The following is a 25,299-nucleotide window of genomic DNA, read 5'->3' as shown; positions in this document are numbered from 1 at the left end:
TTCATCTCCTGCTGCATGAGGGCCTGCGCATCCTGGATGCACAAGTGCCTTAAACATGGACCGCACTCTACTCCCATGCAGGCAGAGGCTTGTCCTTGAGCACCTGACGCAACTGCTTCCAATGCGGCAGCACGTCCGCCACCACGGCCCAGAAGCGCGGACTGTGGTCCATGTGGCGCAGATGGGCCAGTTCGTGCACCACCACATAGTCGATCACGTCAGTGCCGTGATGCATGAGACGCCAGTTCAGGCGGATGACACCATCGGTATTGGCGCTGCCCCAGCGCGTGCGGGCACTGGTCAGGCGCAAGGCCCGCCATTGCACGCCCATGAGGGGTGCATGGTGCTGCAATCGGGCTGTGAAATGATTCCTCGCCTCACGCAGCATCCAGGCCTGCACGGCTGCCCGCACCTGGACGGCAGGCGCCTGCTTGCCCAAGGGCAGACATAGGCTCTGGCTTCCGTCGGCAGACTGCTCGCGGCGGGCATGGCGGGCCCCGAGCATCCCTTCCTCATTTCCGGACAGCTCCAGCGTCATGGCCTGCCCCAGAAAATCGAGACGGCCTCCATGTGCCCAGTCAATGCGCGCGGCCTGTCTGGACAGCTGTCGCTGTCCGGCTTCGCCGAGCTTGCGCGTCAGCCATCCCGCCTTGGACTGCAGCGCCTGTTCGATTTCGCGCATGCCCACCCACTGCGGCGCCGTGACGACCAGCCCCTCGGCACGCACTGCAAACCCGATGCTGCGGCGCCGCGAACGCTGCAGCAGATAGGTCACCGGCACGCCATCCAGCCTGGCCATCTGATTGGCGTCGGGATGGGAAGGCCATACAGGGGAAACTTCCGGTTCCGGCGGCCGCACGGAATCCTGCTCCTGCTGAGCAAGCGAAGTCTCACCAGAATACGGTGCCGATGCAAAAAGCAGCAGCTGCTTGCGCGGAATCAGGCCGCCGGCGCCATCCCCAACCGCCGGCGGCACCAGCCACTGCCAGGATGATTGCATGCGGTCCGGCATCGGATGTGCAGCTTCTGCCTGATCAGCGATATGCCTCGGGATCCAGCCTCTGCATTTCGGACTCGATCCAGCTCTCCACCTCGCTCATGAGTTCGTCATGCTTGCGGCCCTGGGAAGAAATGGGCTTGCCGATGGAGACATCCACAATGCCGGGCCTCTTGATGAAGGCCTTGCGCGGCCAGCACTTGGCCGAGGTCACGGCAATGGGGACGACGGGCACTCCGGCCATGATCGCCAGGCGCGTGGCTCCGGTCTTGTAGTCACCGCGCTGGCCGCGCTCCACACGCGTTCCTTCGGGGAACATGATGACCCAGATGCCCTGCTCCAGCAGGCGCTTGCCCTGCTCGACCACCTTGTGGAAGGCGCGCGAACCCTGGGCACGGTCGATATGCACCATGTCCAGCGCGCCGATGGACCAGCCGAAGAAGGGTACCTTGAGCAATTCCTTCTTGAACACATAGGCCAGCGGGCGCGGCATGATGGCCGGCATCAGAAAGGTCTCGTAGGTGGACTGGTGCTTGACCAGCAGCACCACGCCCTGGCCTGCATCCGTGGGCAGGTTTTCCATGCCCTGCACACGGTACTGGATGCCCATGATGGAGCGCGCGCTGTTGACCGACAGCGCAAGCCAGGCCCTGGCCACACGGTAGGCCTTGGCGGACGATCCGCCCAGCCAACGGGCGGCCAGCAGCACCATGGTGTATGGAATCACGGTGATGCTCATCCAGAGCATGTGGATCACGGAACGGAGCAGGAACATGGTGGCAATCGGGTCCAGCAAAGGCATATGCCGGGCATATGCCTGTTCAATTCAAAACGGAAACGGTACAAACGCTAACGGGAAAATAGCAGCAAACGCTGATTCTGCAAGGGTTTGACGCCACTTTATAGGCAAAAGAGCGTAAACCCCGTCATGGCTGTCCGGCAGGCAGGCTTTCGCCGCCCAGCGGCAGCAGGTCGTTGACCACGGCATTCAGATCGGGATACTGCGCAGTGCCTTCGGGCAATGCCTCTTGCGCACCACCGTCCGCCGGAGGGCCGATGAATACCAGATGCGCTCCCAGACTGCGGCCGGCCTGAAGATGCTCCACGCCGCTGCCTATGGCCCAGATTTCCTGCCCTTCCGCACCGTAACGCTCGGCGATCTGCTCGAACAGCGCCGGAGCCGGCTTGCGGCAACGGCATTCCTCATCGGGCGCATGGGGGCAATAGAACACCGCCTCCACCCGGGCACCCACGGCCGCCAGTTCGCGGTGCATCTTGGCATGCACGGCATTGAGCTCCAGCACGTCGAACAGGCCGCGCCCCAGTCCCGGCTGGTTCGTCGCAATCACCACATGCCAGCCCGCGCGGTTCAGGCGCGAGACGGCCTCCATCGCACCGGGTACCGCCACCCAGTCGCCGGGATGGCCGATGAAGCCCTGCGCGCCCCATTGGTTGAGGGTACCGTCACGATCGAGAATGGCTAGCTTCATGGCAATGCGGGGAGAAAACCAGTGGATGGACGCAGGTTAGGCCATGGCCACCGGATGCGCATCTGGTGCATTGCCTATCCATGCAGGGCCGAGCGGCGACGCCACATCTGCGGCGCAGCCCGCTTTTTCTTACTGGCCGTCCCAGCGACGCAGCACCAGCGATGCATTGGTGCCGCCAAAGCCGAAGCTGTTGGACAGCACGGTCTTCAGTTCGGCGTCGCGCGTGCGGGTCACCAGCGGCATGTCGCCCAGTGCCGGATCCGGTGTCTCCACATTCGCGGAGCCGGCGATAAAGCCCTTGTTGAGCATGATCAGGCAGTAGATGGCTTCCTGCACGCCCGTGGCGCCCAGCGAATGACCCGTCAGCGACTTGGTCGACGAGAACGGCGGCACCTGGTCGCCGAACAGCGTCTTCATCGCACGCACTTCCTGCATGTCGCCCACCGGGGTCGACGTGCCATGCGTGTTGATGTAGTCGATGGGCGCGTCAACGGTTTCCATGGCCTGCTTCATGCAGGCAATCGCCCCGTCGCCCGAGGGAGCCACCATGTCCTCGCCGTCGCTGGTGGCACCGAAGCCCACCACTTCGGCGAGAATGTGGGCGCCGCGCGCCAGCGCGTGCTCCAGGCTTTCCAGCACCACGGCACCGCCGCCGCCGGCGATCACGAAGCCGTCGCGGTTGGCGTCATAGGCGCGCGAGGCCTTTTCGGGCGTCTCGTTGTACTTGCTGGACATGGCGCCCATGCCGTCGAACAGCAGCGACATGCCCCAGGACAGTTCCTCGCCGCCACCGGCAAACATCACGTCCTGCATGCCCCAGGCAATCTGCTGGGCCGCGGCGCCGATGCAGTGGGCCGAAGTGGAGCAGGCCGAGGTGATGGAGTAGTTGATGCCCTTGACCTTGAAGTTGGTGGCCAGGCAGGCCGACACCGTGGAGCTCATGCAGCGCGTGACCTGGTAGGGGCCCACGCGGCGTATGCCTTTTTCACGCAGCGTATCGGCGGCTTCGATCTGGTTGGCCGGCGAGCCGCCGCCCGAGCCCATGATCAGGCCGGTGCGGGGATGGCTCACCTGCTCGGGCGTGAGGCCGGCCTGCGCGATCGCGTCCTCGAGCGCGATCTGGGCATAGGCGGCAGCGTCTCCCATGAAGCGCAGCTGCTTGCGGTCGATGCGCGCCTCGATGTCGATCTCGGGCACGCCGGCCACCTGGCTGCGCAGGCCCAGTTCGGTGAACTGAGGCATTGCCTTGATGCCCGGACGGCTCTCGCGCAGAGAGGCCTCCACTGTCGCCAAGTCATTGCCGATGCAGGAAACAATGCCTGCGCCGGTGATCACTACCCGCTTTTTGGTCATGCTGCCGTTCCCTGGCCATCACCTTCGCGGAGGAACAGGCCCACGCGCAGATCATTGGCCACGTAGATTTCCTTGCCGTCGGCCAGCAGGCGCGCATCGCCGATGGCCATGTTGAGCTTGCGCTTGATCACACGCTTGATATCAATCTCATATGTCACGAGTTTGACGTCCGGTCCCACTTCGCCGGTGAACTTGACCTCGCCCGCGCCCAGCGCGCGGCCACGGCCGGGCAGGCGCAGCCAGGTCAGGTAAAAGCCGATCAGCTGCCACATGGCATCCAGGCCCAGGCAGCCGGGCATCACGGGATCGCCCTGGAAATGGCACTTGAAGAACCACAGGTCGGGATTGACATCCAGCTCCGCAACAATCTTGCCCAGGCCGTGGGCGCCACCTTCGCTGTCGATATGCGTGATGCGGTCGAACATCAGCATGGGAGGCAGGGGCAGACGTCCGCTGTCTGCGGAGAACAGCTTGCCCTCGCCCGAAGCGATCAGTTGTTCATAGGAAAAAGAATCGGCCATTATCTAAATTGCTCCACGGCAGCAGTCGCTGCCTGTATCTCTGAATTCGAATCGATGCGTGCCCCTGCATGCGGGCAACGGGCAATACAACCGGGCATTATCGAGGCTGATCGTTGTTCCGCAGCCACAAAACCCCGCAGCAAACCACGAAACTCTGCCACAAATACCGCTGCGGTCTGCCGCCTGGAAGCTTATCCCGGCGAGGCACTACGCTTTCGCCTGGCCGCGGTCTCGGCGCAGCCAGGCAACAAGGAGCGCGGCCAGGCACAGCAGCGTCAACGGTGCCAGCCCCAGCGCATGCACCCAGCGCGCATAGGGCGTCAGGCCCTCACGACCCTGCACCCGCCCCTGCAGCACCGCCCTGTCGAACGGCGCCAGTGCGTGAACCACCCGTGCCCGGTGGTCGATGACCACGGTGGCCCCGGTGTTGGTGGCGCGCAGCATGGGGCGCTCGAATTCCAGCGCGCGCATGCGGCTGATGGCCAGATGCTGGTCGATGGCGACCGAGTCCCCGAACCAGCCGATATTGCTGAAGTTGACCAACACGGTCGGAGCGGCTGCCGCGTTGCCGAAATGGGCACCCAGCTCCTCGCCGAACAAATCCTCGTAGCAGATATTGGGCGACAAGCGCTCGCCCGCCCATATCATGGAGGGCTGCCCCAGGTTGCCGCGGTTGAAGTCTCCCAACGGTATGTTCATCAGGTCGGTGAACCAGCGAAACAGCGGCGGAATGAATTCGCCGAAGGGCACCAAGTGGTGCTTGCTGTACAGATAGGGCTGCATCTGGCCGGGCTTCCAGCCTTCGACCGAATTGGTGAAACCCTGCTCGAAATTGCCCAGCGGAATGCCGACCAGGGCCGCCTGGCCACCTTGCGGCTTGACAAAGGGCGCGCGCACCAGATCCAGATAGCCCTGGGGCAGCTGCTGGGGCAGCAGCGGAATCGCGGTCTCTGGCGCCACGACCAGCTGGGCCGTGGAAGCGTGCAGCTGCTGCGCATACCAGTTGAGGGCCAGCGGAATGCCCGAGCCCATTTCGAACTTCTCGTCCTGCGGAATATTGCCCTGTAACAGCTCCACGCTCATGCCGGGCAGGGCACTGGGCGCATCGGTCGCCTGCTCACGGCCGAGCCATAGGCCGCCCCAGACCACGGCCAAAACCAACGCGGAGAGCAGCACGACCTTCATGCGCAGCGGGCGGGCGCCATTCCTGGCACGCCACGCGCCCATGGCCAGCCAGGCGGCCAGCCAGGCGGCCACCCAGCCCGTGCCGTAGACGCCGATCCAGCGCGGCAGCACGGCCAACGGCCCTTCCACATGGGCATAACCGCCGGCCCCCCAGGGAAAACCGGTCCACAGCCAGCCGCGCGCCAGCTCGGCCAGCGTCCACAAGGAAGCAAAAACAATAGCTGCCTGCGCAGATGGAGCGGGCGCCAGCCGCCTGAAACACCAGGAAACCAGTGCGTAATAACTGCCCAGAAAGGCAGCCAGGGCGAGCACGGCGGCCACCGCAAGGGGCGCCGCCAGTCCGCCATAGGTATGCATGGAGATGAACAGCCACCAGAACGTGGCCGCCAGCCATGCCGTGGCATATAGCTGGGCCCGGCCCGCCGCCTGGCGCGGCGTACGCGCGCCCAGCAGGGCATAAACCAGCACGGCCAGGGACAGCGGCTGCAGCCACCACAAAGGCCGGCCATAACCGCCTTCCAGGCTGAGCCAGCCGGCACCGTGGCCGCGTGCCCAAGGCCAAGCCAAGGACAGGGCCTGCAGCCCCCCGGCCAGCAGCAGGCCCAGACGCCATGCCCAGACGTGACCGCCAGGGCCACGGTCATGCGCCGGCAGGGGCGGGCTCCTCCCTTGAGCCTCGGCAGACGTTTGCGCCATGCGAAAGGCTCAGTTCCTGACCAGGCTGTCGGGCGAGGGTCCGCGCACCACCTTGAACCAGCGCACTGCGCCGCCCTTGGTGTGCAGCACGGTGAACTCCAGGCCGCCCAGGTGAATCTGCTCGCCGCGCTTGGGCACATGGCCCAGTTCGTGGGCGATCAGCCCGCCTATGGTGTCGAAATGCATGTCGCCGTCACCGGGGGGCTGCAGCACGGTCCCGAACTCCTCGCTCACATGGTCGATGGTGGCGTCGCCGGCCACGCGGTAGCTGTTGTCGGCCAGTGCAAAGATATCGCCCTCGTCCTCGGGAATGTCGAACTCGTCCTCGATCTCTCCCACGATTTCTTCCAGCACGTCCTCGATGGTGACCAGGCCGGCCACCCGGCCGAACTCGTCGATCACGACGGCCAGATGGTTGCGGTTGGCACGGAATTCGCGCAGCAGGTCGTTGAGCCCCTTGCTCTCGGGAACAAAAGTGGCCGAACGCACCAGCGCGCGGATGTTGAGGCTGGGAGAGCGCTGCAGCTTGAGCAGGTCCTTGGCCAGCAGGATGCCGATGATGTTCTCGCGCTCGCCCTGATAGACCGGAAAGCGCGAATGCGCCGTGGTGATGACCTGGTGCAGGATCTCGTCGAATGGCGCGTCGATGTTGATGAGATCCATGCGCGGCGCCGCCACCATGACGTCGCCGGCGCTCATGTCGGCCATGCGGATGACGCGCTCCAGCATGACGCGGGACTCGGTGCCGATGACCTGGTTGTCCTCGGCCTCGGCCAGGGTCTCGATCAGCTCGGCGGGAGATTCCGGAGCCGGGTGGATGAATTCAGCAACCCTTTGCAGGAAGCTTCGCTTGTCTTCCTTCTCGGGAAGTCGCGCAGGATGGGGGTCGGACACTGTCTTGGAGTGCAGGACGTGCGGTAGTCAAACAGAGTTACAAGAATAGCGGATTGCGGTGACACGCGGCTTGGATTCCGCCAAAAGCCATGGGCGGTTCTCATGAACCGGGCCGGCGGGGACGGCGCCGGGACACCCGCCGAAGCGCTTGCTCGCCGCCTCCGGCCGATTCACTCGCCCGACTGGTGGCGCCCTTCCTGAACGCCCTTGCGCACTTCCTGCACGCCGGCCAGGAAGGACCAGAAATTGCGGGCCTGCTTCTTGAGCTGGTAGTCGACTTCGCCGATGTGCTCTGTCATCAGCGAGCTCACATGGGTTTCGAAGTTCGCGGGCGGCAGCTCCAGATACGCCTCGGACTCCGAACCGTCGCGCTTGACGGTGGCACCGGCATTGCGGGCGATCTTGAGCATGGCCGTGTTTTCCGACAGCGCATGGATGAACATCAGGCTCACGCCCTTGCTGCGCGCCTGCAGAACCGCCCGGTCGAACAGGCGGGAGCCGTAGCCGCAGCCGCGCGCCTTCTTGAGCACCGAGACGCCGAACTCGGCGCACTTCTCGTGTTCGGGGTGGCCGGCAAAGGCCAGATGCGCCATGGCGATCAGCTCCAGGCGGCGGTTGAAGATGCCGAAGATGTCGTCGCGCTCGAAATCCAGATGCTCGGCGTAGCGGCGCACCTGCTCGTCGCTGGCGGCATAGCCGAAGCGCAGATAGCGATCGCCGGTGTCCAGGCTCAGCAGATGCTTGGTGACGCGGTCGCGGTGGCGCGGGCTCAGGGTACGGATGGGCACCAAAGACGGCGAGCGCCGCTCGGCGTCATGGGACATGCCCATGCCATGCAGCCAGCGCGAGCCGGCCTGCCAGGGCGATTTCATCCAGTCTTTGGGGAGGTTCATAGCCGGAAATATAAGTAAAAACCCGAACCTCAGCAAGATTTATATTGCATTGCAACATTCCTGTAAGGTTTTGGTATTAGCCCCACTCCGCCTCTGCAGCAGGCCAGGCAGGCGCCCCCTGGGCGAGGCGCTTGCTTTTCCATAGCAGGCCGCCCCGCCTAGAGCGGCACGGCTGTTGTGACCTTGACACGGTCCATCACGAAGCTGGTCTTGCAGTCCTGCACGCTGGGGTGCTTGAGCAGCGTGTCCATGATGAAGCGGCTGTAGTGCTGCATGTCGGCCACCACCACGCGCAGCAGATAGTCCATCTCGCCGGTCAGCGAGACGCATTCCACCACCTCGGGCCAGGTCTGCACGCTGGCACGGAACACGTCCATGGGATTGCGCTTGCTGGTCTCGGTGTATTTTTCCAGGCGCACGTTCAGATAGGCGGTCAGGCCCAGACCCACGGTCTCGGGCTGGACCAGCGCCACATAGCGGTCGATCACGCCGCTTTCCTCCAGGCGCTTGACCCGGCGCAGCACGGCACTGGGCGACAGGCCGACCTGCTCCCCGATCACGTCATAGGTTTCGCGGCCGTTGGCCTGCAAACGGCGCAAAATCGCCTTGTCCAGTTTGTCGATGGTATGCGTCACGCTCATGGCAAAAGACTGTAAAAACAGAGCAGTTTTTATTCAGGGTTAACCCTTGATGAACACGAATATTGTGCAACATCAATTTTGAACACAATTTTCGTGCATTTCGGGGTTTGAAGTCATGCTGCAAATGCAAAAAGGCTGTCCCGGGCCTGGCCTACAGTGAAAGCCAAGCTGCAACCGCATGCCACCGGGCCCCATGGCCGAGCGTGCCGTGCATTCACCGGATGGAGACCTCTATGAACGCCCCCCTGACTCAAACCTCTGCGACCGACTTCCAGACCTGGGACAACCCCATGGGCACCGACGGCTTCGAATTCGTCGAATACGCGGCCCCCGATCCGGTGGCCATGGGCCAGCTGTTCGAGCGCATGGGCTTCCAGGCGATCGCCAAGCACCGCCGCAAGAACGTCACACTGTATCGCCAGGGCGAGATCAACTTCATCATCAATGCCGAGCCCGACAGCTTCGCCCAGCGCTTTGCCCGCCTGCACGGCCCCAGCGTCTGCGCGATCGCCATCCGCGTGCAGGATGCCAAGTTCGCCTACGAGCGCGCCATCTCCCTGGGCGCCTGGGGCTACGACCAGCATGCCGCGCCCGGCGAGCTCAACATTCCGGCCATCAAGGGCATCGGCGACTCGCTGATCTACTTCATCGACAAGTGGCGCGGCAAGAACGGCGCCAAGGATGGCGACCTGGGCAACATCAGCTTCTTCGACGTGGACTTCGAGCCCCTGCCCGGCGCCGACCTGCATCCGCAGGGCCTGGGCCTGACCTACATCGACCACCTGACTAACAACGTCTACCGCGGCCGCATGGCCGAGCTGGCCGGCTTCTACGAGCGCATCTTCAACTTCCGCGAGATCCGCTACTTCGACATCGAAGGCCAGGCCACGGGCGTCAAGAGCAAGGCCATGACCAGCCCCTGCGGCAAGATCCGCATCCCGATCAACGAGGAGGGCAACGACAAGGCCGGCCAGATCCAGGAATACCTGGACATGTACCACGGCGAGGGCATCCAGCACATCGCGCTGGGCTCGACCAATCTCTACGACACCGTGGACGGCCTGCAGATGAACGGCATCAAGCTGCTCAATACCAGCGAGACCTATTACGAGCTGCTGCCCAAGCGCATTCCCGACCTGCAGGAGCCCATTGCCGAGCTGCTGGCGCGCAACATCCTGGTCGACGGCAAGCCCGGCGAGCTGCTGCTGCAGATCTTCAGCGAGAACCAGCTGGGCCCGATCTTCTTCGAGTTCATCCAGCGCAAGGGCAACAGTGGCTTCGGCGAAGGCAACTTCAAGGCCCTGTTCGAGACCATGGAGCTGGACCAGATGCGCCGCGGCGTGCTCAAGGGCTGACGCGGCCGGCCGGCAATGGCGCGCATACCCGCTGTTTCCGGCCCTGTTTTGCATCCATTTGTAAGACTGACGCATTCTGCCGCCTGGCCCAGCGCCCGGAGCCCTACCATGCAAAGTTCGCTGGCTTTTCAGCCGTCGTCCGCCGCGCCTGCCGCGCCCTGCCCCGGACGAGCTCATACCGGTGCACCACGGACGATGCTGTGCGGGACCGGCCTTGTACCGCTGCCTCGCTTCACCCATGACTCACCGCAAACTCCCACCCGGCGCACTGGCAACGATCAGCGGCCCGCGGAGTGCGACGAGCCATGCGCCCCGCCCCCCTCTGTCTGCATCGCGCCGCCGTGCGCTGCTGTGGGCGGCCTCCCTGGCCGCGCCCATGGCTGCACGAAGCGCCCATGCCTCCATCGACACGGCCCGCGGCAGCCGGGAAGCACGGGATTCGCGCGAGCTCACGCTGGTCGTGCCCTATGCAGCCGGCGGGCCGCTGGACCGTTCGGCACGCAAGCTGGCCCAGGAGACAGCGGGGCTGGGCACCATCCGTGTGCTGAACATGACCGGAGAGGGCGGCGGCACCGGGGCGGCCATGGTGGCGCGTGCCGGTGGGCGCGATCCCATGCTGCTCATGGGCGCGGTCGGCACCCATGCCATTCTGCCCCAGCTCAATCCGCAGCTGCCCTACGACCCGCTGCGCGACTTCGTGCCGCTGGTGCTGGTGGGCCGCATGCCCCATGTGCTCATCATGCGCAGCGAACTGGCCCAGCAGTGGCGCATCAACACGCCCGGCGATCTGCTGCGCTTCATGGCCAAAAACCGCCAGCCCCTGCGCTATGCCTCGGGCGGCAAGGGCAGCGTCGGCCATCTGGCCGGCAAGCTGTTCCAGTCCCTCACCCAGGTGCCGCTGCAGCATCTGCCGTTCGGCGGCGCGCGGCCGGCGCTCTCGGCCGTGCTCGAAGGCTCGGCCGACCTGATGTTCGACAACCTGGGCTCCACGCTGCCGCACTACCAGGCCGGACGGCTCAAGGCCATCGGCGTGACCTGGCGCGAGCCCGTGGCGCAGTTGCCGGGCGTTCCCAGCCTCAACGACAGCGTGCCCGGCATGCACATGGCCACCTGGTTCGGCCTGTTCGCCACGGCGGGCATTGCCGATCCGCTGGCGCAGCGCTGGACGGGCGCACTGGCCCAGGCGCTGCAGCAGCCGGAGATGCAGCAGTACCTGGACGCCATGGGCGTGCTGCGCATGAACCTGCGCCGGCAGGAATTCGCACGCTTCGTGCAGGACGAGCACCGCTACTACGGCCAGCTCATCCAGTCGGGCCGGCTGCCGCCGGACTGAGCCGCGCCGGCCACGGAGCCAACCACGCCGGCCTTGCATCGCGCCTTGCAAGGCCTCATCTTCCATATATCCCGGCAGGCCACCCGCCAGCCCGGGCCGTTTCACTTCTGCATCCAGGGAGTGCATCATGATCGACGCAGCCAACACCCCTCTTGCCGGCTCCATGGGGGCTGCCCCCGTGGTCTACGGCCAGTCCGACCGCCCGCCGCGCGGCGACTACAGCCGGGCCCACAGCGACTACACCTGCACCCAGGATTACGCCGCCTACACGGCGCAGGACCACGACACCTACCACCGCCTGTACGAGCGCCAGAGCGCGCTGCTGCCCGGCCGCGCCAGCCAGGAATTCATTGCCGCCCTGCCTTCGCTGGGCGCCAAGGAGCGCATTCCGCGCTTCGAAGAGGTCAACGAGCGCCTGTTCAAGGCCACAGGCTGGGAAATCGTGGGCGTGCCGGGGCTGATCCCCGAAGTGCCGTTCTTCTCGCTGCTGGCCCAGCGCAAGTTCCCGGTCACGGACTGGATACGCAAGCCCGAGGAATTCGAGTACATCGTCGAGCCCGACATCTTCCACGACCTGTTCGGCCATGTGCCGCTGCTGTTCAACCCGGTGATCGCCGACTTCATCCAGGCCTACGGCCAAGGGGGGCTCAAGGCTGCCGAGCTGGGCGCCTGCGAGATGCTGTCGCGCCTGTACTGGTACACCATCGAGTTCGGCCTGATCCGCGAAGGCGAAAAGCACGGCGGCGGCCTGCGCGCCTACGGCGCCGGCATCCTGAGTTCGGCCGGCGAGCTCGAATACTCGGTGCGCAGCCCCGAGCCGCACCGCATCCCGCTGGAGCTGGCGCGCACCATGCGCACGCTCTACAAGATCGACACCTACCAGCAGACCTATTTCGTCATCGACAGCATGCAGCAGCTGCTGGACCTGGCCTCGGTGGACCTCAAGCCGCTCTACGAGGAGCTGCGCCAGCAGCCGACCATAGGCGCCAAGGAACTCCTCCCCGGCGAAACCCTGCTGGCCTGATGCTCCTGTCCGTATAGCTGCTTGCGCTTGATGTCAGCCATATGCAGCGGTATTTACTCTTGAATACCTTGCAGAGCCTGCGCCAGCGGCTCCTTTTTTGCAGGAACAGACTGTCACCGGGCAGGGCTTGAGGGCCTCTATAGTGGGGGCGCCGCGCGCTGGCGCGCACTACACGCGACTTGCGCAAACCAGGTTCAGGCCCGGCCTCGGCCTCAAGAAAGCCGTCCTGGTGCATTCCTGCGTGCATAAGTCCCTAAGATTCCTTCATGCGTATTTGCTGCACCCACTTGCTGCGCTGGCTGCTGGCGCTTCACCTTGGCATCGGCCTGGCCTTCGCGGCCGACCCCGCCATCATGGGGGACGCCCAGGCCGGCCTCCAGGACCAGATCCAGTCGGCCTCGGCCGCGCTCGACCAGGTCCACCAGTCACTGGACGATGCGGACGCGCCCGAGACCCTGCAGACCCTGTCCGAAAACGCGCTCAAGGCCAAGCGCGATGCCGATGCCGCCGTGGCGGCCCTGGAGCCCCTGCTCAAGCAGATCGATGCGCGCATCGCCCAGCTGGGCCCGGTGGCGCCGGGCGGCGACGAGGGCAGCGACATCAAGCAGCAGCGCAAGGAGCTGGACCAGCGGCACAACGACCTGGATTCGGCCATCAAGCGCGGCAAGCTGCTGTCGGTGGAGGCGGCCCAGACCTCGGATTCCATCGAGAAGATGCGCACCCAGCAGTTCAACGAGCAGATCGCGAGCAAGGCCGCCTCGCCGCTGTCGCCCGCGCTGTGGCAGCAGTTCGCCAGGCAGTTGCCCGCAGACCTGCTGCGCATCCAGGCGCTGGCACGCCAGGGCCGTGCCAGCCTGGACGCGGCCATCGCCAAGAACGGCTGGAGCACGCCGCTGTGGGGGCTGGCGCTGGCCTTGTTCCTGCTGTTTCCGCTGCGCATGGGGCTGCGACACCTGGGCCGCCGCTATGCGGCCTCCGACCGCGCGCCCGACGGCCGCCTGCGCCGCACCGGCCTGGCCGTCTGGCTGCTGCTGGTCGGCACCCTGCTGCCGGGCCTGGCCAGCCTGGTGCTGGTGGAGGCCTTGCGGTCGGTCGACGCCATCGCCCCGCGCCTGCAGTCGGTGGCCGATGCGTTCGTCAAGGCCTCCTTCGTGGCGGCCTTCTTCCTCTCGATCAGTGCCTGCCTGCTGGTGCCCCGGCGCCCGTCCTGGCGGCTTTTGAGCATCGACGATCTCGCGGCCCCGGCCCTGGTCCGCTATGCCTGGGGCGCCGCGGCGCTGGCCTGGTCTGCCATGCTGCTCAACGCCATCGACGTGGCGGCGCGCACCAGCGCGGTGAGCACGGTGGCGCTGGACGGACTGATCGCGCTGACCTATGTGGGCCTGATCATGGCCTCGCTGGTCACGCTCAACCGGCAGCGCCACCGGGCGCAGGGAACCCCAAAGGACGGGGACGGCTCCCACCCGCCCGAAGCCGGCCACCCGGTGCAGCGCAGCGGCTGGCTGACGCTGGCCTGGCTGGGCGGGCACCTGACCGTGCTCACGGCCTGGATCGCCACCCTGCTCGGCTACCTGAACTTCTCGGTCTTCGTCACCACCCAACTGGTGTGGATGACGGTGGTGGTGCTGGCCACCTCGCTGCTGATGAAGTTCGCCGACGACTTCTTCCTCTGGTTCTTCTCGCCCGACAGCCGCACGGGCCGCGGCTTTCAGCTGGCCACGCGGCTGAGCACGGCGCGCGTGGAACAGATCGGCGTGCTGCTGTCGGCCCTGGTGCGCATTTGCCTGCTGCTGCTGGGCGCGGCCGGGGTGACCGCCACCTTCGGCAATTCCAGCATCCTGCTGGGCTGGTTCGACACGCTGTCGGGCGGGCTGACCATCGGCGGCGCCGTGCTCAAGCCCATTGCCGTGGTGCGCGCCGTCATCGTGCTGGTCGCGGGGCTGACGCTTTTCCGCACGCTGCAGCACTGGCTGGTGGAGACCTACCTGCCCAAGACCGAGCTCGACATCGGCGCGCGCAACTCCATCAGCACCGTGGCCCGCTATGTGGGCATCATCCTGTCGGCGCTGTGGACGCTGGCCGCGCTGGGACTGGGCTTCGAAAAGCTGGCCCTGCTGGCCAGCGCGCTGTCCGTGGGCATAGGCTTCGGCCTGCAGGCCATCACGCAGAACTTCGTCTCGGGCCTGATCCTGCTGGCCGAGCGCCCCGTAAAGCTCGGCGACCGCGTGCGCATCGGCGACATGGAAGGCAATATCAACCGCATCAGCGTGCGCGCCACCGAGATCCAGACCGACGACAAGGCCACGCTCATCGTGCCCAACTCGGAGCTGATCACCAAGGCCGTGCGCAACATCACCATGGACAACGCGCTGGGCCGCATCGCCATGCCGTTCGCCGTGCCGCTGTCCACCGACATCGTCCAGCTCAAAGAACTGGTGCTGGACATCTACGCGCAGCACGAGGCCGTGCTGAAGGACCCGGCGCCCAGCATGTACGTGGATTCGCTAGGCGGCAGCACCATCAACATCACCAGCTTCGGCTATGTCTCCAGCCCACGCAATGTGTACGGCACGCGCAGCGACCTGCTGTTCGCCCTGCTGCAGCGCACGGCCGCGCAAGGCATCGCGCTGGTCTCGCCCACGGACATCCGCGTCATCCAGGCCCCGCCGCCGGGGGCGGCCGCCAGCGCGGCTCAAGGCCCGGAACACCCTGCCTGAGCGTTCTGCAGCCGCGCGCGCAGCGCCAGGCAATACGCCAGGACCCGCGCGTCGTACAGCAGCTGCATATGGGCCGCATCGTCCACCACGTGGACTTCGCTGCCGGGCAGCTGGGCCAGATCGGGCGGGAACACGATGTTGTCGCTGCGGCTGCACCAGCAGCTGAAGGCAACTTCCGCGCCGGGCGGGCCCAGCCGCTGCAGCCACGGGCTGTGCTCGCGCATGTCGCGCGCCGGCAGGCGGTGCGCAAACCGGGCCAGCCAGGCGCCCCGGTGGGGCGTGGCCACCGTGACCACATGGGCCGCCAGCTGCGCGCGCTCGCTGGCAGGCAAGGCCTTGAGCCAGGCGCGCACCACCAGCCCGCCCATGCTGTGCGCCACGATCAGCGGCGCCCTTCCCGTGTGCCGCACCACCTCGCGCGCGCAGCGGTCCAGGTCATTCACCATCGCATCCATGCTGTCGCCCTGGGCCGGCTCCAGCGTCACGGCCGCGCAGCCTATGCCCAGCGCCTTCAGCTGGCGCATCCACGACGCCCAGACCGCGCGGTTGCAGAAATAGCCATGCACCAGCACCAAGGCCACCTGTCCCGGATGCAGGCGGTCCGGCTGCGCAGGCGCCCGGAACGGAATGCGCCAGCCGAACAGGTACACACTCAGCCGCCATTCGGCCCACCAGGCCCGCACCAGGGTCCACGCCGGCGGCACCGCCAGGGCCCGCGCACGGCAGGCATGGCGCATGAGCAGCATCTGCACGCCCAGCTGCATGCCGGCGCCGCAGGCCAGCACGGCCACGCCGGCCACGGCCAGGCCCGGATGGCCGCGCCACCAGTAGGCCAGCCACGCCCCGGCGGCCAGCCCGTTGCCCAGCACCACCATGCGCCATATGCGTGCGTTCACAAGACCGCTCCTCCCGGTGAAATGAGCATCACCGTAGCAGAACCGGAGTCGGCCTCAAAAAGCCGCGGCAGCTAGGACAAGCACTGGTAGCCCCTGGCCGGTACAGCCCTCAGAATCGTCCGCAGCCGCCTGGCTGCCTGCGCCCGCCTCGGGCAGCGGGCCGGTTTCTCCCTCCTTCCCTGCATGCAACCCACCGCGCCGGGTTTCGGCCCTGCGCGGCTTCAGCGAGATTCAGCGAGATATGGATATGGACGCAGCGCCCTGGCTCAAGAACTACCCCGCCAACGTGCCCCACGAGGTGCATCCCGAGCAATACCGCTCGCTGGTGCATCTGCTCGAGGAAGCCTTCAGCCAGCATGCCGAGCGCCCCTTCTCGGTCTGCATGGACCGCTGGATGAGCTATGGCGAGCTGGGCCGGCTGTCCGAGCAGCTGGGCGCCTGGCTGCAGGGCCTGGGGCTGGAGCCCGACGCGCGCGTGGCCATCATGCTGCCCAATGTGCCGCAGTTCGCCGTGAGCATGGCGGCCGTACTGCGCGCAGGCTTCATCTGCGTGAACGTGAACCCGCTGTACACCGCGCGCGAGCTCGAGCACCAGCTCAGGGATTCGGGCGCCACGGCCATCATCATCCTGGAGAACTTCGCCCATACCCTGGGCGAGGTGCTGGAGCGCACCGCCATCCGCCATGTGTGCCTGACGGCCATGGGCGACCTGCTGGGCGGCATGTACGGCAGCTGGATCACCTTTGCCGTGCGCCACCTGGCCAAGATGGTGCCCGCCTACACCCTGCCGCTGGGCAGCGACCGCCAAGTCACGCCTTTGCGCAAGGCGCTGGAGGCCGGCGCCGCGCGCAGGCTGGCGCCCAGCGCGGCCACGCTGGACTCGGTCGCCTTCCTGCAGTACACGGGCGGCACCACGGGCCTATCCAAGGGCGCGGTGCTCACCCACCGCAACATCGTGGCCGCCACGCTGCAGGCGCATGCCTGGTTCACGCCGGCGCTGGACGGCAAGGTCAAGGCCGACGAGACCCACATCATCGCGGCACTGCCGCTGTACCACATCTTCGCGCTGACGGTCTGCCTGTTCGCCATGCGGCTGGGCGCCAGCCAGAGCCTGATTCCCAATCCGCGCGACATCCCCAAGTTCGTGAAGGTGCTGCAAAAGCGCCCGTTCCACATTCTTCCGGCCGTCAACACGCTGTTCAACGCCCTGCTCAACAACGCCGAGTTCCGCGCGCTGGACTTCTCCCAGCTGCGCGTCTCGCAGGCCGGCGGCATGGCCGCCTCCGAGGGCACGGCGCGCCAATGGCAGCAGGTCACGGGCAGCGTGATGATCGAAGGCTGGGGCATGAGCGAGACCTGCGCCATCGGCACCAACAACCCCGTCACGGCCCGGAGCTTCAGCGGCACCATCGGCCTGCCGCTGCCCGGCATCTCCATCGCCATCAAGGACGACGAGGGCCGGGACCTGCCCATCGGCGAGGCTGGCGAGCTGTGCATCAAGGGCCCCAACGTCATGCGCGGCTACTACAACCAGAGCGCCGAGACCGCCAAGGCCTTCACGGACGACGGCTATATGCGCACCGGCGACATCGGCGTGATGGACGCCGAAGGCTATACCCGCATCATCGACCGCAAGAAGGACATGATGGTGGTCAGCGGATTCAACGTCTATCCGAACGAGCTGGAGAACGTGATCTCGCTATGCCCCGGCGTGCTAGAATGCGCGGCCGTGGGCGTGGCCGACGACAAGCAGGGCGAGGCCATCAAGGTCTATGTGGTGCGCAGCGACCCTTCGCTGACCGAGGAGCAGGTGCTGCGCTACTGCCAGGAGCAGCTGACCGGCTACAAGCGTCCGCGCTTCATCGAGTTCCGCGACGAGCTGCCCAAGACCAATGTGGGCAAGATCCTGCGCAGGGAACTCAGGACTACCCCCTGAGCCGCGTTGCGGCTTCCCCCGGGAAGGGGGACGACACCTTCGCCGCGAGGCGGCTCTTGCTCGGCGTCCCTGGTCTGGAATGCGCGAGTTTTATAGGCCTTGAGCAATACCACCCCTCCATTGGCTCATCGTTCGAATCTCAAAAAATCGACGGCATCTCAATCGACTCTCGAAAAGGTGCTAGAATTGCGGTCTTCGGGTGATTAGCTCAGCGGTAGAGCACTGCCTTCACACGGCAGGGGTCACATGTTCGATCCATGTATCACCCACCAGGTTTCGCGCGATTAGCTCAGCGGTAGAGCACTGCCTTCACACGGCAGGGGTCACATGTTCGATCCATGTATCGCGCACCAAACGAAAAGCCTCTTGATTGCTCAAGAGGCTTTTTTTTTTGCCCAGCCCTCATGACAAGCACGGACTTGCCGACATAGCTGCATATCCACACATTTCGTGGAGAGGTAGAAGGCAGGGACGATGCAACTGAAGGATTTGACGATTGGCAAGCGGCTGGGTATTGGCTTTGCCCTGGTGTTGCTGGCCTTGATCGCCAGCACGGCGATCAGCGTATTGCGCCTGCACGCTCTTGAAACCGCCACGCGCCAGATGATGGACGTCCCCCTGTCCAAGGAGCGGATGCTGGCGGACTGGAGCCGCTACGTCTATGGCGGCATACGCCGCACGATCGCCATCGCCAAGACCGGCGATGCCGCCCTGGCCGAAATGTTCGCCAAGGATTCGGAGACCAGCACCAAGAACTCCCAGGACCTGGCCAAGCAGATAGAAGCACTGCCCAGCTCCGACGAGGAAAAAGCCATACAGCAGAAGTTTGCCCAGGTGCGCAAGGATTACCTGAGCACGCGCAATGCCATCGGCAAGGAGCAGGAGGCAGGCAACAAGGCCGAAGCGGCACGGCTGCTGGAGCAACACTTCCTGCCCACCGCAAAGCTCTACGAGAACACGCTCGATGAGCTCGTGAAGCTGCAGCGCCGCACCATCGACGAGTTGGCCGACCAGGTCAGCGACATGGCCCGGCAAAGCCGCCAGCAGCTGATATTGCTGGCGGCTCTGCTGACGGCGTTTTGCATCTGGTGGGCCTGGTGGCTGACCCAGGGCATTACACGCCCCATCCACCGCGCCATGGCGGCCGCGTCGCGCGTGGCCCAGGGGGACCTTGCCAGCGATCTGTCCCGCGACGAAAGCCTGATACGCAAGGACGAAACCGGTCAGTTGCTGCGCTCGCTGCGGGACATGAACGAAGGCCTGGTGCGCATCGTCGGCAACGTGCGTGCCGGCGCCGAATCGATTGCCGGAGCCTCACGTCAGATCGCGGCGGGCAACCTCGATCTGTCGTCTCGCACGGAGCAGCAGGCCAGCTCGCTGGAGCAGACCGCCGCCTCCATGGAAGAGCTCACCGCTACGGTCAAGCAAAACGCCGACAACGCGCAGCAGGCCAACCAGCTCGCGGCCACAGCCTCGAGCGTAGCGGGCAGGGGCGGCACCGTGGTATCCCAGGTGGTGAGCACCATGGAGGCCATCAACGCCTCGTCGCGCAAGATCGTGGACATCATCAGCGTCATCGAAGGCATTGCTTTCCAGACCAACATCCTGGCCCTCAACGCCGCCGTGGAAGCAGCCCGCGCGGGCGAACAGGGGCGTGGCTTTGCCGTGGTGGCCAGCGAGGTGCGCGCGCTGGCAGGCCGCTCGGCCGAGGCCGCCAAGGAAATCAAGGCCCTGATCGGCGACTCGGTGACCCAGATCAGCCAGGGCAGCGAGCTGGTCCACCTCGCAGGCAACACCATGAAGGAGATCGTGGACAGCGTTAGGCGTGTGACGGACATCATGGGCGAGATCACGGCAGCCACAAGCGAGCAAAGCGCGGGCATCGAACAGGTAAATCAGGCCGTGGTCCACATCGACCAGGCCACACAGCAAAATGCCGCCCTGGTCGAACAGGCCTCGGCCGCGGCCCAGTCCATGCAGGAACAGGCCAACCAGCTGACGCAAACCGTCAGCGTATTCAAACTGGGTCATGTGGGCTGAGAGTGCCTGCCGCTCCGGGCTTTTCCAGGTCATCGGAGTGGAGGCTTTCCGTGCTTTCCGCTAAAGGGTCGTAGCCATTTTTTTGGCATATCTGGCACCCACGCTGTCCGGTACGATGCCTTCACATGGCAGGTACTCTGCTACGCTTTGCCGCAGGCGGCGCGCAGCCGAGCTCGCCCCACCCTACAGCTCCATCGAGCACGTTCCACGATGTCAGACTGCCTCCCCTCCCTGCCGCCCGGCATGACCGTGCTGGAGCGCGGCTGGCTTTCCGCCAACAACATCGTCTTTGCCGCGCTGCCCGGCGATCGCGACAGCGATGGCGAAGGCGCGGCCGTGGTGGACACGGGCTACGTCGCCCATGCGCCGCAGACGCTGGCGCTGGTCGAGGCGGCGCTGCAGGGCGCGCCGCTGGCGCGCATTCTCAACACGCACCTGCACAGCGACCACTGCGGCGGCAATGCGGCCCTGCAGGCGGCTTATCCCCAGGTACAGACCTGGATAGCGCCGGGCCAGGCGGACCAGGTCCGGGCCTGGGACGAAGCCGCGCTCAGCTACCGGGCCACGGGTCAGGAATGCCCGCGCTTTGCGGTCACCGGCGTGCTCCAGCCGGGCGGCACGGTGCGGCTTTCCGGCCGGGACTGGCAGGTGCATGCTGCGCCCGGACACGACCCGCACTCCATCATCCTGTTCGAGCCCGCCAGCCGCACGCTGATCTCGGCCGATGCCTTGTGGGAGAACGGCTTCGGCGTGGTCTTTCCCGAGATCGAGGGCCTGGCCGCCTTCGACGAAGTGGCCGCCACGCTGGACGTGATCGAGCGCCTGCAGCCGCTGGCCGTGGTGCCCGGCCATGGCAGCGTGTTCGCCGACGCAGGTCCGGCCCTGGCCACGGCCCGCAGGCGGCTGGACGGCTTCGTGCGCTCGCCCGAGCGCCATGCCGGCTATGCGGCCAAGGTGCTGCTCAAGTACAAGCTGCTGGAATGGCAGGGCATTGCGCTGCCGGCGCTGCAGGACTGGGTGCAGCGCACGCCGTATTTCGGCCTGCTGCACCGGCGCTATTTTGCGGACCAGGGGCTCCATCAATGGCTGGACGGCCTGATCGACGGCCTGGTGGCCAGCGGCGCGGCGCTCAGGCAGCCTGTCCCCGGCAATCCCGACATGCTGCTGAACCTCTAAGCCGCCCGGACTATCAATCTTGATAGCTGAAAGCGCTTGCTGCGCGTGCGCTACCGCCGCTTTGGTCTCAGGATTCGCTGAGTTCCTCATGGTGGCCGGCCTCGCCATGCTTCCAGTAGGAAGCAATGCGCATGCGCCTGGGATGGGCGCCGGGCTTGGCCACAATGGCTTTGCGCAGCTCGGCCATGGCGCGGTTCTCGCCGGCGGCCCAGATGAAGCCCTCGCCTTCGGGGATATCGAGCGCCTGCACGGCCGCGGCCAGCGAATCCACCCACTGCAGGTCCAGCGCGGCCGCGCTGGTCCACGGGCGCCGGTCGGCGGGATTCGCCAGCTGCACGCGCACGATGGCGCGCACACCGGCCGGCAGCTCGGCCAGCCGGCGCTCGATGGCCGGCATGGCGGATTCGTCGCCCAACAGCCAGTGCCAGGAAAGATCCGCCGGAATCACCAGGCTGCCGCGCGGCCCGGCCAGGCCCAGCCACTGGCCCAGGGGCGCCTGCAGCGCCCATTGCACGGCCGGACCAGTGTCGTGCAGGGCAAAGTCCAGCTGCAGCGTGTTGGCAGCGGCATCGAAGTTGAGCGGCGTGTAGTCGCGCATGATGGGGCGCTCGCCCTCGATATGCGGGCGGCCGTCGACGATCCGCGGCAGATTGGGCCGGTCCTGTCCGGCCTGGGGCAGGATGAGCTTGGTGTGGTCGTCGAAGCCGGCGCTGGCAAAGCCTTCGAGCTCCGGGCCGCCCACGGTCAGGCGCACGAAGCCGGGGCTGGTCCGCTCGCGGGCCAGCAGCTGGACATGGCGGGCGCGGAACGGATGGCGCACGCGCTGCAGCACCGAAGCGCCCGCAGCGGCGGAACTTGTCTGAGAATTCTGGGAAGAGGACATCGCTTCGCAATAAGTTGATAAAGTCCACCAAATATCGATCAATAAGTTGATTCTGTCAACAATACCCCCGCGCCTTATGAACTCTTCCCTGTCCATCGACGTGTTCGAGACCCTGCACGATCTGCTGCACCTGTTTCGCGCGCGCATGCGCAAGTCCATGGAATCCGTGCATCCCGAGCTGACCTTCAACGAGGTGCGCGTGCTGGTGCACACGGGCCGCCAGCCCGGCATCACCCAGAAGGACATGGTCGAGCACAGCCATGCCGACAAGGCCCAGATGGCGCGCACCCTGGCCCTGCTGCAGGAAAAGGGCTGGCTGCTGCGCACGGCCAGCGCCACGGACAAGCGCGTGCGCTGCCTGCACCTGAGCGCGCAGGGCCAGGCCCTCTATGCCCGGCTGCGCAGCACGCGCGAAGCGCTGGCGGCCGAGCTGCTGCAGGACTGCCCGGCCGAACTGCAGGCACGGCTGCTGGAGCTGCTGCAGCAGGCGCGCGACAGCGCCCGGCGCAACGGCCGGGCGCATGACGGCGAGCCGGCCGATGCCTGAATAAAAATGGAGCTGCCAGCGCCTGCATCATCACGATTTCACGGTCTTTTCACCATGAAACCATGACACATGCAGCGCTGGCAGCTCCCGATTTCGAAGCCCCTGCGTTTCAGGCGCCGTGCGCCCCGCTCAGGGCAGGTCCTTCATGGTTTCCGGATCGTTGGCCGGGCGCGGGCCCACGGTGCCCAGGCGGCTCTTGAGCGACTGCGGCTGGCCCGTGATCAGGGCCGCATAGTTGGTGGTGTTGGACAGCACCTTCTTCACGTAATCGCGCGTCTCGGTGAAGGGCACGTTCTCGGCCCAGATGGCCGCGTCCAGCACCGGCCCGTTGCGCCAGCTGCGCGGGCGGCCCGGGCCTGCGTTGTAGCCGGCCGCGGCCAGCGCCATGGAGCCCTCGAAGTCGTCCAGCGCCAGCTTGAGGTACGAAGTGCCGATGGTGATGTTGGTGTCGCGGTCGTTGATCATGTCGGGAGTGAAGCCCGTCATGCCGATCTTCCTGGCCGTCCAGCGCGCCGTGGCCGGCATGACCTGCATCAGGCCCGAGGCGCCCACGCCCGAGCGCGCATCCATGATGAAGCGGCTTTCCTGGCGGATCAGGCCGTAGACATAGGCCGGGTCCAGCCCGATGGCGCGCGACTTGGCCAGCACCGTGTCGTGGTAGGGCATGGGGTAGCGCTGGCTCCAGTCGGCAAAGGTCTTGGTGCGCTCGCTGGTATTGATGCAGCGGTCCCACACCTGACGCTCGCAGGCCAGGTCGGCCGCGGCCAGCAGTTCGCGGTCGCCCATGCCGCCGCCCTGGTGCAGATTGGTGGTGTAGTTCCACTCGCGCACGCCCTCGCTGCGCAGCCCGATCTGGATGGCGTACAGGCCGCGCACCAGGCCCGGGTTGGCGCGCGCCGCGGCCTTTTCCTCGCGCGTGAGCGGCGCGGGTGCGGGCGGAACGGTCACGCGCTGGCCGATCTCCTCCAGCGCCAGCTGCTCGTAGAAGCTGCCGGTGCCGGCCGTGTCCTCCAGCAACTGGCGGGCCTCGGCGCGCTCCTCGGCGTTCGGGCGGTCGGCCAGCATGGCCTTGGCTTTCCAGTAGGACCAGGTCGCGTCGGTGCGCTCGGGGCCCATGGCGTCGATGGCGCGGCGCACGGTCTTCCAGTCGCCGGCGCGCAACGCGGCGCGGGCCTTCCAGCCCAGCAGGTCGTCGTTCAGGTCCTGGTCGCGGCGCACCTTGGCAAAGTAGCCGACCGCCATGGGCGAGAGCTTGAGCGCCGCCTGCTTGCCGGCCACGGCCCAGGCCCAGTTGCGCTCCTCGCCGGCCAGCTGGGCACCCCAGCCGCCCTCGATCTGCGTGGCCGCCGCATCGGGATCGCCGGCCGCCATGCGGATCAGCGCCAGCAGCGCCAGTTCCTTGCGCTCGCGCCCGCGCGCCTTGCTCTGGCCGGACAGGTACTTGGCCGGCGAGGCGAATACCTGCGCCACCTGGTCGGCCGCATCGGGCGCGACGATGGCCACGGCATCGCGCACGGCCTTCTGGCGGTTGGCCTCGGCCGCCACGCGCGCGCGGCGCCAGACGTCGGCATCGGTCAGCTGCTTTTGCGCATACGCCTGGGCGGCGGCCAGCGTGCAGCCGTCGTCGGCATCCTTTTGCGCCAGCCACAGGTCGCGCACCTGCCTGCCCATGTCGGGCGCGCCGCGGCCCTGCAGGCTGTCCACCAGCAGTGCATAGCAGGTGACCGAGCGGTCGTCGCGCATGCGAAACTGCGGATAGACCTGGGCAAAGGTGCCCCAGTCGCGCAGCTTGCCCAGCTGCAGCAGCCAGTCGTTGCGCATGCGGTCTTCCTGGTAGGTGCCCGCATAGCGCGCCATGAAGGCCAGCACCTCGTCGGGCGCGGCGGTCTCCAGGCGGTTCTTGAGCTCCCAGTAGGCGGCCCATGGCTCCAGCGGGTGGCCGGCGGCCTGCGGCAGCAGCTGGGTCAGCGTGGCCTGGTCGCGCTTGCGAAACGCTTTCTGCATTTCCAGCAGGATGGCATCGCCCGAGTTTTGCGCCTGGGCCAGCGGCGTGGCCGCGGTCAGGAAAGAAGCCGTCAAAAGCGGTGTCAAAATCTTCAGCCAGTGCATGGAGGAAATTATCTGATGGACAAAGCAGCTCTGCGCCGCACGTTGATTGACCAGCGCCTCAACCTTCCCGACCGCCTGCAGCGCGCTGACGCCCTGCAGCAGGTGATGCGCTTCTGGCTGATAGACCGCCCCGACACCGTGATCGGAGCCTACTGGCCCATCAAGGGTGAGTTCGACCCGCTGCCCGCACTGCATCGCTGGAAGGAAGATGGCGAGCTACAGGGTACCCCACAACGGCGCAAGATCGGCCTCCCGGTGATCGATAAGCAGCGTAAGACGCTCAGCTTTCATGCCTGGTATCCGGGCTGCCCCATGGAGGAGGATGCCTACGGCATCCCCAAGCCCAAGGACACGGAAATCCTGGCCCCCACCCTGCTCTTCGTGCCCTGCGTGGGCTACGGCGGCGGCGGCTTCCGCCTGGGCTATGGCGGGGGCTTCTACGACCGCACGCTGGCCCAGCTGCAGCCGCGCCCGTTCACCGTGGGCCTGGGCTACGCCGAAGGCTATGTGGACGACTTCGAGCCCGAGCCCCACGACCAGCCGCTGGACGCCATCCTCAACGACAACGGCGTGGTCTGGCCCGTGCCGGGCCTGCCCGGGAAATAGGCCGCGG

Annotated in this window: 21 protein-coding genes and 2 tRNA genes; 11 read left to right on the top strand and 12 right to left on the bottom strand. The window is 66.3% G+C overall.

The window, feature by feature from the left end:
- Positions 1-67: 67 nt before the first annotated feature.
- The 9 genes from Cte04_RS09840 to Cte04_RS09800 form a co-directional block, all read right to left on the bottom strand.
- Positions 68-1,000: a M48 family metallopeptidase gene (locus tag Cte04_RS09840; protein ID WP_245633337.1), complete on the bottom strand. Its 933-nt coding sequence runs from the start codon at positions 998-1,000 to the stop codon at positions 68-70.
- A 34-nt stretch (positions 1,001-1,034) separates the two neighbouring features.
- Positions 1,035-1,772: a lysophospholipid acyltransferase family protein gene (locus tag Cte04_RS09835; RefSeq protein ID WP_066476224.1), complete on the bottom strand. Its 738-nt coding sequence runs from the start codon at positions 1,770-1,772 to the stop codon at positions 1,035-1,037.
- A gap of 151 nt (positions 1,773-1,923) precedes the next feature.
- Entirely contained in the window at positions 1,924-2,487 is a 564-nt protein-coding gene (locus Cte04_RS09830; protein ID WP_066475940.1) for a D-glycero-alpha-D-manno-heptose-1,7-bisphosphate 7-phosphatase, read from the bottom strand.
- A 129-nt stretch (positions 2,488-2,616) separates the two neighbouring features.
- A complete protein-coding gene (fabB, locus tag Cte04_RS09825; protein ID WP_066475937.1) occupies positions 2,617-3,840 on the bottom strand; it encodes a beta-ketoacyl-ACP synthase I in 1,224 nt (407 codons plus the stop codon).
- On the bottom strand, positions 3,837-4,361 hold the full coding sequence (gene fabA, locus Cte04_RS09820; RefSeq protein WP_066475936.1) for a bifunctional 3-hydroxydecanoyl-ACP dehydratase/trans-2-decenoyl-ACP isomerase: 525 nt from the start codon (positions 4,359-4,361) through the stop codon (positions 3,837-3,839). The genes fabB and fabA overlap by 4 nt, the downstream gene beginning before the upstream one ends.
- 207 nt (positions 4,362-4,568) lie before the next feature.
- Positions 4,569-6,242 carry an apolipoprotein N-acyltransferase gene (lnt, locus tag Cte04_RS09815; RefSeq protein ID WP_066475934.1) on the bottom strand — a complete coding sequence of 558 codons (1,674 nt, stop codon included), beginning with the start codon at positions 6,240-6,242 and terminating at the stop codon, positions 4,569-4,571.
- Between the two features lie 9 nt (positions 6,243-6,251).
- Entirely contained in the window at positions 6,252-7,136 is an 885-nt protein-coding gene (locus Cte04_RS09810) for a CorC family transporter (RefSeq protein ID WP_066475932.1), read from the bottom strand.
- A 170-nt stretch (positions 7,137-7,306) separates the two neighbouring features.
- Positions 7,307-8,029 (bottom strand): GNAT family N-acetyltransferase, encoded by a 723-nt coding sequence (locus tag Cte04_RS09805; protein WP_066475928.1) that lies wholly within the window; start codon positions 8,027-8,029, stop codon positions 7,307-7,309.
- A gap of 158 nt (positions 8,030-8,187) precedes the next feature.
- Complete coding sequence (locus Cte04_RS09800; RefSeq protein WP_066475927.1) at positions 8,188-8,670, bottom strand: Lrp/AsnC family transcriptional regulator; 483 nt, start codon at positions 8,668-8,670, stop codon at positions 8,188-8,190.
- A gap of 233 nt (positions 8,671-8,903) precedes the next feature.
- On the opposite strand from Cte04_RS09800, the gene hppD reads away from it, so the two are divergent.
- The 4 genes from hppD to Cte04_RS09780 all read left to right on the top strand — a co-directional run bounded on the left by hppD (position 8,904) and on the right by Cte04_RS09780 (position 15,099).
- The gene (gene hppD, locus Cte04_RS09795) at positions 8,904-10,025 is read left to right on the top strand and encodes a 4-hydroxyphenylpyruvate dioxygenase (protein ID WP_066475926.1); all 1,122 of its coding nucleotides are present in this window, start codon (positions 8,904-8,906) and stop codon (positions 10,023-10,025) included.
- A 376-nt stretch (positions 10,026-10,401) separates the two neighbouring features.
- Positions 10,402-11,358: a Bug family tripartite tricarboxylate transporter substrate binding protein gene (locus tag Cte04_RS09790; RefSeq protein ID WP_245633336.1), complete on the top strand. Its 957-nt coding sequence runs from the start codon at positions 10,402-10,404 to the stop codon at positions 11,356-11,358.
- A 127-nt stretch (positions 11,359-11,485) separates the two neighbouring features.
- Positions 11,486-12,382, top strand: coding sequence for a phenylalanine 4-monooxygenase (gene phhA / locus Cte04_RS09785; RefSeq protein ID WP_370671026.1), 897 nt, complete (start codon positions 11,486-11,488; stop codon positions 12,380-12,382).
- Between the two features lie 266 nt (positions 12,383-12,648).
- Entirely contained in the window at positions 12,649-15,099 is a 2,451-nt protein-coding gene (locus Cte04_RS09780; protein ID WP_066475925.1) for a DUF3772 domain-containing protein, read from the top strand.
- Here the strand turns inward: Cte04_RS09780 and Cte04_RS09775 are convergent.
- Entirely contained in the window at positions 15,075-15,995 is a 921-nt protein-coding gene (locus Cte04_RS09775) for an esterase/lipase family protein (RefSeq protein WP_066475923.1), read from the bottom strand. The two genes, Cte04_RS09780 and Cte04_RS09775, sit on opposite strands and share 25 nt — an antisense overlap.
- Before the next feature lie 247 nt (positions 15,996-16,242).
- Between Cte04_RS09775 and Cte04_RS09770 the strand changes: the two genes are divergently transcribed.
- From Cte04_RS09770 to Cte04_RS09750, 5 genes are all read left to right on the top strand, one after another.
- Positions 16,243-17,931, top strand: a complete 1,689-nt coding sequence (locus Cte04_RS09770; RefSeq protein WP_066476220.1) for an AMP-binding protein — start codon at positions 16,243-16,245, stop codon at positions 17,929-17,931.
- 197 nt (positions 17,932-18,128) lie between these two features.
- Positions 18,129-18,203 (top strand) — tRNA-Val (locus Cte04_RS09765).
- Between the two features lie 6 nt (positions 18,204-18,209).
- Positions 18,210-18,284: transfer RNA gene (locus Cte04_RS09760), tRNA-Val, on the top strand.
- Between the two features lie 121 nt (positions 18,285-18,405).
- Positions 18,406-19,971 (top strand): methyl-accepting chemotaxis protein, encoded by a 1,566-nt coding sequence (locus Cte04_RS09755; RefSeq protein WP_066475921.1) that lies wholly within the window; start codon positions 18,406-18,408, stop codon positions 19,969-19,971.
- A gap of 210 nt (positions 19,972-20,181) precedes the next feature.
- Complete coding sequence (locus Cte04_RS09750) at positions 20,182-21,147, top strand: MBL fold metallo-hydrolase (protein ID WP_066475919.1); 966 nt, start codon at positions 20,182-20,184, stop codon at positions 21,145-21,147.
- Between the two features lie 67 nt (positions 21,148-21,214).
- Here the strand turns inward: Cte04_RS09750 and Cte04_RS09745 are convergent, their stop codons facing one another.
- Entirely contained in the window at positions 21,215-22,030 is an 816-nt protein-coding gene (locus Cte04_RS09745; RefSeq protein ID WP_066475917.1) for a siderophore-interacting protein, read from the bottom strand.
- Between the two features lie 76 nt (positions 22,031-22,106).
- Between Cte04_RS09745 and Cte04_RS09740 the strand changes: the two genes are divergently transcribed.
- The gene (locus Cte04_RS09740) at positions 22,107-22,577 is read left to right on the top strand and encodes a MarR family winged helix-turn-helix transcriptional regulator (protein WP_066475911.1); all 471 of its coding nucleotides are present in this window, start codon (positions 22,107-22,109) and stop codon (positions 22,575-22,577) included.
- Positions 22,578-22,706: 129 nt separating this feature from the next.
- Here Cte04_RS09740 and Cte04_RS09735 read toward each other — a convergent pair whose 3' ends face one another.
- On the bottom strand, positions 22,707-24,686 hold the full coding sequence (locus tag Cte04_RS09735; protein ID WP_066475909.1) for a lytic transglycosylase domain-containing protein: 1,980 nt from the start codon (positions 24,684-24,686) through the stop codon (positions 22,707-22,709).
- A 15-nt stretch (positions 24,687-24,701) separates the two neighbouring features.
- Between Cte04_RS09735 and Cte04_RS09730 the strand changes: the two genes are divergently transcribed.
- A complete protein-coding gene (locus Cte04_RS09730; protein WP_066475908.1) occupies positions 24,702-25,292 on the top strand; it encodes a 5-formyltetrahydrofolate cyclo-ligase in 591 nt (196 codons plus the stop codon).
- Positions 25,293-25,299: the final 7 nt, after the last annotated feature.

The sequence above is a fragment of the Comamonas terrae genome, from assembly GCF_001544075.1.
Classification (GTDB): domain Bacteria; phylum Pseudomonadota; class Gammaproteobacteria; order Burkholderiales; family Burkholderiaceae_C; genus Comamonas; species Comamonas terrae.
This window is presented reverse-complemented; position numbering and strand designations above follow the sequence as displayed.

Coding starts and splice junctions, on each gene's coding strand:
- Cte04_RS09805 (WP_066475928.1), bottom strand. CDS start 8,029: ATGAACCTCCCCAAAGACTGGATGAAATCGCCCTGGCAGGCCGGCTCG.
- Cte04_RS09835 (WP_066476224.1), bottom strand. CDS start 1,772: ATGTTCCTGCTCCGTTCCGTGATCCACATGCTCTGGATGAGCATCACC.
- Cte04_RS09750 (WP_066475919.1), top strand. CDS start 20,182: ATGTCAGACTGCCTCCCCTCCCTGCCGCCCGGCATGACCGTGCTGGAG.
- Cte04_RS09830 (WP_066475940.1), bottom strand. CDS start 2,487: ATGAAGCTAGCCATTCTCGATCGTGACGGTACCCTCAACCAATGGGGC.
- phhA (WP_370671026.1), top strand. CDS start 11,486: ATGATCGACGCAGCCAACACCCCTCTTGCCGGCTCCATGGGGGCTGCC.
- hppD (WP_066475926.1), top strand. CDS start 8,904: ATGAACGCCCCCCTGACTCAAACCTCTGCGACCGACTTCCAGACCTGG.
- Cte04_RS09730 (WP_066475908.1), top strand. CDS start 24,702: ATGGACAAAGCAGCTCTGCGCCGCACGTTGATTGACCAGCGCCTCAAC.
- Cte04_RS09740 (WP_066475911.1), top strand. CDS start 22,107: ATGAACTCTTCCCTGTCCATCGACGTGTTCGAGACCCTGCACGATCTG.
- Cte04_RS09780 (WP_066475925.1), top strand. CDS start 12,649: ATGCGTATTTGCTGCACCCACTTGCTGCGCTGGCTGCTGGCGCTTCAC.
- Cte04_RS09735 (WP_066475909.1), bottom strand. CDS start 24,686: ATGCACTGGCTGAAGATTTTGACACCGCTTTTGACGGCTTCTTTCCTG.
- fabA (WP_066475936.1), bottom strand. CDS start 4,361: ATGGCCGATTCTTTTTCCTATGAACAACTGATCGCTTCGGGCGAGGGC.
- Cte04_RS09790 (WP_245633336.1), top strand. CDS start 10,402: ATGGCTGCACGAAGCGCCCATGCCTCCATCGACACGGCCCGCGGCAGC.
- Cte04_RS09755 (WP_066475921.1), top strand. CDS start 18,406: ATGCAACTGAAGGATTTGACGATTGGCAAGCGGCTGGGTATTGGCTTT.
- Cte04_RS09840 (WP_245633337.1), bottom strand. CDS start 1,000: ATGCAATCATCCTGGCAGTGGCTGGTGCCGCCGGCGGTTGGGGATGGC.
- Cte04_RS09800 (WP_066475927.1), bottom strand. CDS start 8,670: ATGAGCGTGACGCATACCATCGACAAACTGGACAAGGCGATTTTGCGC.
- Cte04_RS09770 (WP_066476220.1), top strand. CDS start 16,243: ATGGACGCAGCGCCCTGGCTCAAGAACTACCCCGCCAACGTGCCCCAC.
- Cte04_RS09745 (WP_066475917.1), bottom strand. CDS start 22,030: ATGTCCTCTTCCCAGAATTCTCAGACAAGTTCCGCCGCTGCGGGCGCT.
- fabB (WP_066475937.1), bottom strand. CDS start 3,840: ATGACCAAAAAGCGGGTAGTGATCACCGGCGCAGGCATTGTTTCCTGC.
- lnt (WP_066475934.1), bottom strand. CDS start 6,242: ATGGCGCAAACGTCTGCCGAGGCTCAAGGGAGGAGCCCGCCCCTGCCG.